The following is a 13,327-nucleotide window of genomic DNA, read 5'->3' as shown; positions in this document are numbered from 1 at the left end:
TTACCACAAACTTTTTTTTGCTTAACCTATTGCAATGTGAAAAAGATCACATTATAATGAGTGTATAAAGTGAAATAAATCACATACACAGTATCGATTAAGAAGTGAAATGTTTCACAACCACTATAACGTTATATTCAAACTCATTTATATATTTCGAGGAGGAACTTTTAATGAAAATCGCAGTTATCGGATGTACACACGCAGGGACCGCAGCCATCGTAAATACCGCCAAATTGTACCCGGATGCTACCATCACGGTGTATGAGCGCAATGACAATATCTCCTTCCTATCTTGTGGCATTGCGCTCTACGTAGGTGGGGTCGTTAAAGACCCTGACGGCTTGTTCTATTCTTCGCCTAATCAGTTAGCAGAGCTTGGTGTTGTAACCAAGATGCTTCATGAAGTGACGGCAGTCGATGCCGAAGGCCATACTCTTCAGGCTAAAAACCTGAAAACTGGGGAAGAATTTGAAGATACGTTTGACAAACTGATCGTGACAACGGGTTCTTGGCCTGTCGTTCCGAAGCTTGAAGGCATCGACATGGATAACATTTTACTTTGCAAAAACTACAATCACTCCAATACGATTATTGAAAAAGCCAAAGATGCCAAACGCGTTACCGTTGTAGGTGCAGGATATATCGGCGTAGAGCTGGTGGAAGCTTTCCAGATGAACGGCAAGGAAGTTACCCTGATCGACAGTGTGGACCGGATTTTGAACAAATACTTGGACCCTGAATTCACGGATGCGATCGAAGATACGTTGACTGGACGCGGCATCAAGCTGGCTCTTGGTCAAACGGTACAGAAGTTTACTGGAGAAAATGGCAAAGTGACCAAGGTGATCACGTCCAAAGGGGAGTTTGAAACCGATCTGGTTATTCTGTGCATCGGCTTCCGTCCGAATACAGAGCTGCTCAAAGGCCAAGTGGATATGCTGCCAAACGGTGCGATCATCGTGGATAAATATATGCAAACTAGTCAAAAAGACGTCTTCGCAGCGGGTGACAGTTGTGCAATTCATTACAACCCGACAGGCAAAGCATCTTACATTCCACTGGCGACTAACGCTGTGCGGATGGGTACACTGGTAGCCCGCAACCTGGTTCGCCCTACGACACCGTATATGGGTACACAAGGAACATCGGGTATCAAAATTTATGAGCAAAATATTGCGGGTACCGGGATGACGGAAACATCTGCTGCTGACGAAGGTCTGATTGTGGAATCCGTGGTACTGGAAGACAGCTACCGTCCGGAGTTCATGCCTACGGCTGAGAAACTGTTACTCAAAGTGGTATATGAGCAGGCTACTCGTCGAATTGTCGGAGCACAAGTAATGTCACAGGTTGATCTGACTCAATCGATTAATACGATCTCGGTCTGCATCCAAAACAACATGACCGTAGATGAACTGGCCTTCATCGACTTCTTCTTCCAGCCACATTACAACAAACCGTGGAACTTCTTGAACACGGCGGGTCTGCAAGCACTGCCTCCAATAGAGGTAAAAGCACCAGCAATGGTGTAAGGAAGCCATAAAATCAAAAAAAGACTGGCGAGCATATCGTCAGTCTTTTTTTGATTTTTCTATGAAGTTACATCCTAGCATGCGCTATATATCTTGCTGTCATAGACATTGAATGACAATCATGGATAACGACTTTTGTGATTAACATTGTGATAATTTGCACAAAGTTTTACATAGGACCAAGATACAATTAGGATATGGCGTTCGACGCGTAACTAAGGAATTTCCAAATGGTTTTGTTTCAATGATGAATGAACAGTGAAGGAGAGGATGAATGATATGGCAGCAAAAACACCTCTTGAGGTTGCACAATATACGGCGCAAACAGGGATGAAGAAGGCTCAATATCCGGTATCTTCTGTACTGGTGCTCAGTTTTCTGGCAGGGGCTTTTATCGCGCTGGGTTTTCTACTGGATATTCGGGTCATTGCTTCTGCGCCGGCAGATTGGGGAAGTCTGGTTAATCTGATTGGAGCAGCGGTATTCCCGGTTGGATTGATTATGGTGCTCATTGGTGGGGGCGAGTTGCTGACGGGTAATATGATGGCTGTTCCACTCGCGACGATTGCACGGAAATTATCCGCGGGCAGCATGTTGAAAAATCTGACGTTAGTGACGATTGGTAACTTTGTTGGAGCTTTGTTTGTCGCGTACGCGTTTGGACATGTGCTTGGTCTGACTGGAGAGGGCGTATATCTGGCGAAAGTCGTGGATATGGCTGGACATAAGCTGCATGATGGATTCCTACAGGCTTTTATCTCCGGTATCGGCTGTAACTGGCTCGTGGCGCTGGCCGTGTGGCTATCTTATGCATCCGATACGATGAGTGGCAAAGTACTGGGCATTTGGTTTCCAACGATGGCATTTGTGGCGATCGGATTCCAGCACGTTGTAGCCAATATGTTCCTCATCCCTGCTGCAATCTTCGAAGGATATTATTCATGGGGACAATATGTAATGAATTTCATTCCGGTATGGCTCGGGAATCTGACTGGTGGGGCTCTGTTTGTAGCCGCAGCTTATTGGATGGTATACCTGCGTGAGTTGGAGCCGAAAGTGAAGCCAGAGATAGCAACATCAATCGAACCAGTGGAGACTGAGGCTAGAGCGATGTGGACCAAACAAGCGTAGAGGACATTGCGTAGCATGTGTGCACGTATTACAGAAGAGAAGACGATTCTGATCTTGCTCGGTTTCATGGCGAATATGCTGTGACGGAGAAGGTCGGGATCGTTTTTTTTGTATGGGGTCCTTGTTGGAATTCAACGCAAAGTAAATTCGCCATGACAAGGTTCGGGGGAACGAAACCTGTTCATGGCGAATTTCGGGAGTGGTCCATGATATGGCATGAGGAGGAAGTGGGGAAACACTAGCCTAATGCCTTATTTTTAATTTACCCCTGAATTCTGAAGTTGAATCAAACGACAAAACATTTTTTTGAAAATAATTTGAAGCTGCTATAGCGGCGAATATTAGGCGAAAATATACTGTTCTCTTTACGTGATAACCTCGAAGAAGATATGATATAGGGATAGCTTTTAAAGAGGGGGAGCCATACGATGATCGATCAGGAGAATGGGGTATTTGCAGCGGTATGCCCGCTCGATTGTCCGGACACTTGTGGTCTGTTGTTACATAAAGAGAACGGTAAAATTGTGAAGGTGGCAGGCAATCCAGATCATCCGATAACAAAGGGTGCCATCTGTAATAAAGTCAGAAATATGACCGAGCGGGTGTATCACCCCGAGCGTCTACAATATCCGATGAAACGTGTAGGAGCCAAAGGCGAAGGCAAGTTCGAACGAATTAGTTGGGATGAAGCGATTCGCGAGATTACGACCAAATTCACTGCATTGTCCGAGACCTACGGCCCGGAGAGCATCCTGCCCTACAGCTTCTACGGCAACATGGGCATTCTTGGCGTAGACGGTATGGACCGACGTTTCTTCAATGCGCTAGGTGCGAGCGTGCTGGAGCAGACCATCTGTAATGCCGCCGGAAATACCGGCTGGAAATATACGATGGGCGCCAACCGGGGAACGGTCCCGGAAGATACGGAGCACGCGGATCTCATCTTGGTATGGGGCGGTAATATCGTCAGTACGAATATGCATCAAGTCGTTTTGGCGGAGAAAGCCCGGAAGAACGGCGCCAAGATCGTCGTCATCGACGTTCATCGCAATCGTACGGCTCAATGGGGCGACTGGTTTATTCCGCTGTACCCGGGCACGGACAGTGCACTGGCGCTGGGATTGATGCATGTGCTGTTCGAACGGGGATTGACGGATGAAGCGTTTATGCAAAAGTATACGGTGGGTCATGAGGCACTGCGTGATCATGTCCGCAGTTACACTCCTGACCGGGTTGCACGCATTACGGGCGTGCCGGAGGAGACGATTGTGGAGCTGGCCGAACTATACGGCAACGCACAGGCAGCCCATATTCACATCGGCAACGGCCTCCAGCACCATGATAATGGGGGGATGAACGTGCGTAGCGTTGCGTGTCTGCCAGCCATTACAGGGCAATGGCTGAAGCAAGGCGGCGGTGCCGTTCGCACCAACAGCTACGCGAGCACGAATAGCGACGCGCTGGAACGTCCGGAGCTGCGGCAGAATCCGGAGCCGCGAGTGGTGAACATGAACCGGATTGGTGAAGCGCTGCTGGAAGCGGAGCAGCCAATCCGGGCCATGATGGTCTACTGCAGCAATCCACTGGTGGTGGCACCGGATACCGAGCGGGTAGAGCGAGGTTTTGCACGGGAGGATCTGTTCACGGTTGTGCATGATCTGTTCATGACGGATACAGCGAAATATGCAGATATCGTATTACCAGCCACATCTTCATTTGAAGCGACGGACCTGTATACCTCTTATTGGCATCAGTACGTTCATCTGCAAGAGCCGGTGATTGCACCGATCGGGGAGAGCAAGAGTAATGTCGAACTGTTTTCCCTGCTTGGACAGGCCATGGGGTATGACCCTATGATCTTCGGAGAAACGCCGGAACAGATGATTGAGGACGCACTTCAGGGAACGGACAACCCCTATATGAATGGAGTCACGTTGGAGGGACTGAAGGAACATCGATTCGTGAAGCTGGATATGACGCCACATGCTGCATTTCTGGATCAGCTGCCCACACCTTCAGGCAAAATCGAATTGTATTCGGAGACGATGGAACAGAGAGGCCTTCCGCCACTCCCAACCTATAGCGCCCTGGTTGAAGGATATGATGGGGAGAATCCGGCTGGACCTGCCGATACCTATCCATTGATGTTCCTATCGCCGCCAAACCATAATTTCCTGAACTCCACCTTTGGTAATTCAGCCAAACATCAGCGTTTGGAAAAGATGCCTCTATTGCAAATGCACCCCGAGGATGCCATCCGTAGAAACGTGGAGGATGGAGATGCAGTGGTCGTATGGAATGATCGCGGACGCATCGAACTTACCGCCAAGGTGAGTGAAGCCATGTTGCCAGGAACCGTCATCAGCCAAGGCTTATGGTGGGATGGTGACGGGAAGAAGCAGCGAGCGAATTCACTGACGTCCAATCGGTTGTCGGACATGGGGAACGGGGCTACCTTCTTCTCGGCCACTGTCGAAGTGAAGCGTCAATGAGTGTGCTTGCAGCGTGAATTTTTTGAGGTAAGATGAACAAAGGATCGAACTTGAGCAGGATCTAAAGAGCAATAGATGTAACACTTCCAAAGTCCTTCGCTCTGGCTGGTTATGCCGTCAGGGCAAAGGCTTTTTTGGTATGTTAATACGTTTTTATGGTACTAAGGAGAATGGATTAGAGATGATGAGATGGCTGGATAACTATCCAAAAGAAGTGAGAATATTTTTATTAGCAAGTCTGGTTAATGCAACAGGCAGTGCACTGATGTGGCCGCTGACCACCATGTATGTGTTTGATGAGCTTGGACGGACGATGGCTAACGCCGGTTTTGTAATCCTCATTCAGTCCCTGGGTGGCATCTTCGGACAATTGCTCGGCGGTTCGTTATATCACCGGGTAGGCGTGAAGAAGCTGATCATTGGATCACTGGCGCTTAATGCGTTAGGTTTGTTTGCACTGCCCTGGATTAGCGCGTATTGGGTCATATTTATATGTGCGATGGGCTGGATTGGTCTGTTCAGTTCATTGTCGCTGCCAGCGATTCAGGCCTTTATTGGCTTCCGGTTTGCGGAGCGACGCGGTGAATTATTCAATATTATCTATGTGGCGAACAATATCGGGGTGGCGATTGGTACAGCGCTGAGTGGTTTTCTGGCTGACTTTTCCTATCACCTCAGCTTTGTACTGAACGGGGTGACCTCAGCCGGGTTCGCGATTTTCTTCTGGTATTATCTGTCGCGAGTCGAACCGGATCAGGGGGAAGTACATCTGACGAAACGCAAAACCGTTCCCGATGGGCCGGGCGTCTGGGCACTGCTGGGCAATACCCGATTATATCTGTTTATGAGCCTGGGCGTGCTGTTCCTGTTATTCGGCAATTCCATCTGGAACACAGGCGTGTCCCCGTATATCATTTCTGAGGGTATGGAAAAAAGAATGTACGGTCTGCTCTGGACCCTGAACGGGGTGCTGATCTTTGTGGGACAACCTTTTACCAGCTGGGTGAAACGGACCATGGCCCGTACCTCCACTGCCCAGATGACGGCGAGTGCGGTATTCTATGGCATGGCCTACATTGTCATGATTACCATGTACAGCTATCCGGGCATGGTGCTCGCAATGGTACTTGCCACGTTTGGAGAGATGCTGATCTCCCCTGCGACGCCTGCCTTCATATCGGAGCATGCAGGCAGGGCAGCACCTTTTTACATCGGGATATCGGGTGGGATTGGTGCAGTTGGACGGGTTATCGGACCCTATGCGATGGGAGTCATGTATGACAAACAGGGACTTATTCCTGTAGCGTGGCTGGCAACAGGTACAGCAGCGATTGCGGTACTTGGTTTTGTATTGCACGCGGTGTTGAACCGTAATCGTGAGGTGAAGGAGTATGGGATGGACGCCTAACAGATCTCATCGGGTTGGATAGGATGCGGAAGGAAGAACGAGTTGAAGTTGACGGTAAATCCACTGCAATCTGTCTGCTCATCCGTAAATTATGGTTGACAAAAAAATATATTTATGCTATAATTTACATATAAAAATATTCCGTATATAATAAGATTCTCCTGGCCAGGGGAATCTTATTTTTGTTTGTACGGGAGGAATAAGTATGAAGCAAAATGAATCCAGTATCACATCATTGATTTCGACTTTTGGCCGAGCCTATCACAGCCAACATGACACACCCCTCATTTTCGATGATTTTATGGCGAGATTGCTGATCTCTCCTCAAGAGTTTTCAGATATCAGCAATAACATGGTTAGAGGCATTCATTTTTTCAACCCGGATATGGCTCACCAGCTCAAGGATGACCCGGAAAAGGTTCTAAAATGGATTACCCAGGTACAGTTATCTCCAATAACTCTGGCTCGGGCCGCTTACTGTGAGCATGTACTTTTGCATGAAGTCGCGTTGGGATTGAAGCAGGTAGTCATTCTTGGCGCCGGGATGGATACGTTTGCTTTGAGGCATCCGGAATTGGAAGACACGCTGGATATCATTGAAGTGGATTATCCGGCTACACAGCAATTCAAGAAGGAGCGGCTGAATCAGGCCGAGCTGACTATTCCGGACAATCTTCACTTTGTACCCATGGATTTTACGCGTGAGCTTTCGAATGACAGCTTGACTCTTGAAGGGTTGAAGAAACGGAAGACGTTGGCTAGTCTCTTGGGTGTTTCGTATTATTTGCCTAAAAATGATCTGTTTAACGTGATTCGTCATGTGTTTGCGAACCTTCCAACCGGAAGCTCTATAGTTCTGGATTATGCAGATGAGCACCTTTTTGAGGAAAAGGGAATGTTTAATCGGGTTGAAAATATGGTTAAATTGGCTGCAATGGGTGGTGAGCCGATGCAATCCGGCTACGCATATGTGGAGATGGAGGCCTTGCTTGATGAAGCAGGGCTGCTTATTTATGAGCATCTGACTCCCGAGGCGATTCAGGAACAGTTTTTCCAGGATCGAATCGATCATCTACGGGCATTTGAAACGATACATTTCATTCACGCAGTAAAAAAATAAATCGATTTGGGCATGTATGGTCACCTATATAGCCCCCATATGCATAGCAGCAGCCAACCTTCACCCTGTGGCAGGGTGAAGGTCGTTTGGTTTGAACAAAGGACCAGCATAAACCTTGATTCGGTAGCCAATAACTTCGCACGTGATACAAATGTTCAACAATCAGACTTGTTAGGGTTCAATTCCATGTCATTCAACGTTCTCCCCTCTATTTGTGCATAATGCCCATATAATAGAATGGAACTGGTTAAAAGGCAGGAGGATGCATACAATGTACAAGGTTTTGTTGGTCGATGATGAATTTATGATCTCGGACGGGATATCCAGTGTCGTGAACTGGTCCCGATTAGGAACAGAACTGATCGGCATTGCCCAAGATGGATTGGAAGCGCTTGCTTCAATTGAGCGGCAACGTCCCGATATTATCATCTCGGACATTCGCATGCCGGGAATGGATGGCTTACAGCTGGTTGAAGCAGTGGCGGAGAAGTATCAGGATATCTCATTCATCATGCTCACGGGTTTCACCGAATTCGAATATGCGAAGACGGCCATGCATTATGGAGTGAAGCACTATCTGCTCAAGCCCTGCAGTGAAGAGCATCTCGTACATGCTATTAGTGAATTGGTTAGTGAGAAGCGGGAGTTAACCGATCAGGAACATTTTGTGCAGTCGATCCAATATAATCTGGAGCGTGTACTGCCGCATGCCAAGGAATATTTTCTGAAAGAGCTGGTCACAAACAGAACATACGGGGTCAAGGAATGGAGGTATTTCGAGGAATTATTCGATGTACAGTTCCAGGATCAGCGTGTGCGGTTGTTGCTGGTAGAGATTGAGGGGGATCATGAGTATTTGCACTTGTTCGCGGTCAAGAACATTGCCGAAGATATTTTTCACAATCCAATCTTAAGTGCCACGGTTGGGGGGCATGTGCTACTAATCATGGAGGACAAGTTGTCTGAAACGCAGTTGTTCCATAATATCGATGAGATTCGCGCCACATTTACCCGATATTATCATGACGATCTCACGATTGCGCTGAGCGAGCCAGGAGATCTATCGCAGGCACGCCATTTGTACATGCAGACGCTGGTCTATCTCAATTACCGCTTTTACCTCGGTGAGGGCAGTCTTATTATGGAGCGGGATATTTACTCTCCCGGGGAGCACAGTCTTCCTGAATTCGAATACGATCCGGAGCGGATGGTTACTGCAATCAAGGCTGGACACTGGCAGGAAGTTGGAACAGAGCTGAACCGGATGTTTCAGCTGCTTGCCAGCTTGCGATACGATATATCCCAAACGAAGTCCTATCTTATTCAGATGTTTATGGAGATGATTCGACTTAGTGGCTCTGCCGAGATGAAAAGGTATATGGATCAGTTGCCAGGCATGATTGAATCCAGCACGCTGCATTCTTTTCAACAGTTTCTGCTTGCTGTCGCCAAAGAAATCACCCTGCGCCGCTACGAACAACACCGCTCCAGACAATCGCAGATGGTAGGTAGTGTGAAACAGTTGGTAGAGAAACGCTACAGGGACGAGACACTGACACTCCAGTCCATCGCCGGGGAAATATACATGAATCCAGACTACATCGGCAAAATGTTCAAAAAAGAAACCGGTGAGAAATTTACGAACTATGTGTTAAGCTACCGCATCCGTAAAGCATTGGAGCTTCTCGAGCAGGACGGGAACTACACTGTATCCTCGCTTGCTGAACAGACAGGCTTTGGTGCCAACTGGCCGTATTTCAGCAAAATGTTCAAAAAATATACGGGCTTCTCCCCTTCGGAGTATAAAAAAGTACCCTAGTACAGTGTTGCTACCGTCTTCTGCGTAGCTTACCTGTATATCCGATCCACATTGATCTACGATCGTGCCCTGTATGCCATTCATCGGCAGCAGGGTCTTTTTTTGTCGGACGGAACTCGGTTTTGAACATCCATTTACCGGAAATGAGCATGGGAAGAAATGGTGCTCGCTTCTATCATTAGAAGTGTCATGTTAGTGAATCAATACCGAGAGTGGAGGGCGAGTGGATGGAGCTGAATCGAAGCCGGGGGATTGAACCTGGGCGTTTGAAGCCAGCTGGCAAATGGAGTTCGGTGAAAAAGGAACTTGTCCGCAACAGATACGTCTATCTGATGCTCGTTCCTGTTGTAGCCTACTATCTGATTTTCAGCTATGGGCCAATGTACGGGCTACTGATGGCATTTCAGGAATCGTACAACCCGATCAAAGGAATCTTGGCAGGCGAATGGGTCGGATTTGACAACTTCACCATGTTTTTTGAAAGTTATTATTTCTGGCGACTGATTAAGAACACACTGATTTTGAGTTTTTACAGTATTGTGTTTGGTTTCCCGGCTCCGATTCTACTAGCACTGTTGCTGAATGAAGTCCGGAAAAAGTGGTTCAGAGGCGCAGTACAGACCATCAGTTATATGCCGCATTTTATTTCGGTTGTCGTCGTGGTTGGAATGTTGAAAACGTTCTCATCTCTGGACGGTGGGTTATTTAACGTCATTCGTGACTTTTTCGATCTGCAGCCGATTATGTTTCTGGCGGAAAAAGATATGTTCCGTCCGATGTACATCCTGTCCAACATATGGCAGGGCGCAGGCTGGGCCTCGATTATCTTTTTGGCAGCACTAAGTGGTATTGATCCTCAGTTGTATGAGGCTTCCAAAATTGACGGCGCAGGCCGCTGGAGACAGCTATTACATATTACACTGCCGGGCATCATGCCAACGATTGTGATCATGTTAATTCTGCGTATGGGTGCGGTCATGAATGCAGATTTTCAGAAAATATTGCTGATGCAAACGGCACCGACCTATGAGACATCGGATGTCATATCCACCTTTGTCTATCGATCGGGTATTTTGGAGGGGAACTATACGTATTCAACCGCCATCGGACTATTTAACGGCGTCATTAATTTTGCGCTGCTCATTATCGCGAACGCGATCAGCAGAAAGCTTAACTCAACCAGTCTATGGTAATCGGAAGGTGAAGCGATGAAACAGTCTATAGGGGAACGACTTTTTGATGTATTCAATACACTGCTGCTCTTGGTGATCATGGTTTTATGCTTTTACCCGATGCTGTACGTGTTCAATTCTTCAATCAGCGACCCGGACCAGATGCTGCGTTCCCGTTCACTGATGCTCATTCCTGAAGGTTTTCAGCTGGGAGCGTACAAGTCGGTATTTCAGGATACTCGCATCTATACGGGATACATGAACACCTTGTTCTATGTTGTGGTGGGTACAGCCATCAATCTGCTCATGACTTCGCTGGCTGCATATGGGCTGTCACGCGGTGATCTGATGGGCAGGAAAACGTTGATGAAGTTAATTACGTTCACGATGTTCTTCGGCGGGGGTATGATTCCAACTTTTCTGCTGATTCAGAATCTGGGAATGGTGGATACCCGTTTTGCGCTTATTATTCCGGGTGCCATCAGCACATTCTATTTCCTCATTATGAAAACAAACTTTGAGGGCATTCCGATCAGTCTGATTGAATCGGCGAAGCTCGATGGCGCGAATGACTTTCTGATTTTGTTCCGTATTGTGCTGCCCTTGTCGAAACCGATCCTGGCGGTCATGATGCTGTATTATGCGGTTGACCATTGGAATGATTATGTCGGACCGATGCTCTACCTGCGCAGTCAGGAGCTATATCCGATCCAGATTATTATGCGTGATATTCTGATCAGCAGCAGTACAGAGGCCATGGGTGCGGGCGCCGATACCGGCTTCGCCATTGGGGAGAACATCAAATATGCAACCATCATTATCTCCACGCTGCCTATTATGCTGGTATATCCGTTCATTCAACGTTATTTTGTTCAGGGCGCTCTAATCGGCGCTGTGAAACAATAAAAATGTAATCTATGGAGGCGAATTGTGTGAAAAAAAGAATGGGGTCCATCCTGTTGTCATCGCTACTTACCATGTCTTTATTAGCGGGTTGTACAGGTGATAATGAACCAGGTACCGCAGAGCCAGCAGAAGGAACAGAACCTGCAGTTCAGGCGTTGACCGAGATTCCGCTACCGATTACAAGTGAGCCATTTACCATCGACTACTGGCGCGCCAATGATGCCAAACTGACGGCTTCCTTGAACAATTTTGGCGATATGGCGGCTTACAAGGAAAAGGAGAAGCTAACAGGCATCCAAGTGAAGTTCACACATCCCCCGCTTGGACAACAGCGTGACCAGTTCAATCTGCTGATCTCCACAAAGGAGCTGCCGGACGTCATTTATTATAACTGGGCGGATGCCGTTGGCGGACCGGAAAAAATGATCAAGGATGGCCGAATCATCCGGTTGAATGAATTGATCGACAGTTATGCACCGAACTTGAAACGGATAATAGAATCCGATCCGGATGTGAAGAAGCAGATAGCTCTCGACGATGGGACAATCTATATGTTCCCGCTGCTCAAGCTGGATGCACTGAAGCTGAATGCCACTTCCGGTTTAATTATGCGCCAGGATTGGCTTGATAAATTGAACCTCAAAGTACCTACCAATATCGATGAGTGGTATACGGTGCTTAAGGCATTCAAGGAACAGGACCCTAACGGCAACGGCAAGCCAGATGAGCTGCCATTCACCGGAAACTGGGGGCCGGGCAACCTGACCAAGCTTCATGATTTTGCCGCGGCCTTTGGCGTAATTGGTGGCTTCCAGATGAATGGAGACAAGGTGGAATTCGGACCGATTCAGCCGGGCTACCGTGATTTCTTGGAGACAATGGCCAAGTGGTACAAGGAAGGGCTGATCGATCCCGAGATCATGACCAATGACGGTAAAGCATTCGACTATAAGGTTACCAGCAATCTGGCCGGCGCATATCAGGGTGGTGTATTCAGTGGCATGGGGAAATACTTCAATCTGATGAGAGATACCGATCCGAACTTTAACGTGACTGGTGTACCGTGGCCTGTATCTCCGGATGGAACTTCGTATGCGACATTTAATCTGGACGCTAAAGTGTTGACTTATGGTGAGGCCATTACGGCTTCCGCAGACGAAGACAAATTGAAATATATTGTTCAGTGGATGGACTACAACTATAGCGAAGAGGGTAGTGATCTGTTCAACTTTGGTATCGAAAATGACAGCTACGTTCGTGATGGGGAAGGTGTCAAATTCACAGATACCATCATTAATAATCCGAATGGTCTGACGTATGATCAGGCACTGGCTTCCTATGCCTTATCCATTATGGACGGTCCAATTAATCAGGATAGCCGTTATCTGGATGCCTTACTTTTTGACGACGGACAACGTGCGGCCAATGCGGAATGGATGAAAGCAAGCTCAGCATTAACGCTTCCCCCAATTCGTTTGTCAACAGATGAGGTGACCACAAGTACGTCCATCATGAGCCAGGTGAATACGTATTTGAATGAGACGATGACTGCCATTATCAGCGGACAGAAGCCAATCACCGAATTTGACACCATGGCTGAAACGATCAAGAGCATGGACATTGACCGGGCGATTGAGGTTCATCAGGCTGCCTATGATCGATATCAGTCCAAATAATACGTAATAAATCGAGCGCTAAAACTTTGGGAAAACCTTCCTGCATGTGATATACCTAGTAGTATCAC

Annotated in this window: 9 protein-coding genes; all 9 read left to right on the top strand. The window is 47.6% G+C overall.

The window, feature by feature from the left end; translation table 11 throughout:
• Window positions 1-173 precede the first annotated feature (173 nt).
• The 9 genes from FS628_RS19025 (at window position 174) to FS628_RS18985 (ending at window position 13,259) form a co-directional block, all read left to right on the top strand.
• Window positions 174-1,535 carry an FAD-dependent oxidoreductase gene (locus FS628_RS19025; protein ID WP_145324555.1) on the top strand — a complete coding sequence of 454 codons (1,362 nt, stop codon included), beginning with the start codon at window positions 174-176 and terminating at the stop codon, window positions 1,533-1,535.
• Between the two features lie 279 nt (window positions 1,536-1,814).
• Window positions 1,815-2,666: a formate/nitrite transporter family protein gene (locus FS628_RS19020; protein ID WP_145324553.1), complete on the top strand. Its 852-nt coding sequence runs from the start codon at window positions 1,815-1,817 to the stop codon at window positions 2,664-2,666.
• Between the two features lie 428 nt (window positions 2,667-3,094).
• Window positions 3,095-5,158: a molybdopterin-containing oxidoreductase family protein gene (locus tag FS628_RS19015; protein ID WP_145324551.1), complete on the top strand. Its 2,064-nt coding sequence runs from the start codon at window positions 3,095-3,097 to the stop codon at window positions 5,156-5,158.
• 184 nt (window positions 5,159-5,342) lie between these two features.
• Window positions 5,343-6,566: an MFS transporter gene (locus FS628_RS19010; RefSeq protein WP_145325000.1), complete on the top strand. Its 1,224-nt coding sequence runs from the start codon at window positions 5,343-5,345 to the stop codon at window positions 6,564-6,566.
• A 205-nt stretch (window positions 6,567-6,771) separates the two neighbouring features.
• Entirely contained in the window at window positions 6,772-7,686 is a 915-nt protein-coding gene (locus FS628_RS19005; RefSeq protein WP_145324549.1) for a class I SAM-dependent methyltransferase, read from the top strand.
• Window positions 7,687-7,957: 271 nt separating this feature from the next.
• A complete protein-coding gene (locus tag FS628_RS19000) occupies window positions 7,958-9,505 on the top strand; it encodes a response regulator (RefSeq protein ID WP_145324548.1) in 1,548 nt (515 codons plus the stop codon).
• Window positions 9,506-9,837: 332 nt separating this feature from the next.
• Window positions 9,838-10,698: an ABC transporter permease gene (locus FS628_RS18995; protein WP_235193717.1), complete on the top strand. Its 861-nt coding sequence runs from the start codon at window positions 9,838-9,840 to the stop codon at window positions 10,696-10,698.
• A 15-nt stretch (window positions 10,699-10,713) separates the two neighbouring features.
• Window positions 10,714-11,583 (top strand): carbohydrate ABC transporter permease, encoded by an 870-nt coding sequence (locus FS628_RS18990; protein ID WP_076209737.1) that lies wholly within the window; start codon window positions 10,714-10,716, stop codon window positions 11,581-11,583.
• A 26-nt stretch (window positions 11,584-11,609) separates the two neighbouring features.
• Window positions 11,610-13,259, top strand: a complete 1,650-nt coding sequence (locus FS628_RS18985; RefSeq protein ID WP_145324546.1) for an extracellular solute-binding protein — start codon at window positions 11,610-11,612, stop codon at window positions 13,257-13,259.
• Window positions 13,260-13,327 lie beyond the last annotated feature (68 nt).

The sequence above is a fragment of the Paenibacillus xylanexedens genome (assembly GCF_007676705.1).
Taxonomy (GTDB): Bacteria; Bacillota; Bacilli; order Paenibacillales; family Paenibacillaceae; genus Paenibacillus; species Paenibacillus xylanexedens_C.
The sequence above is the reverse complement of the archived record's forward strand: the minus strand, read 5'-3'. Positions and strand labels throughout refer to the sequence as shown.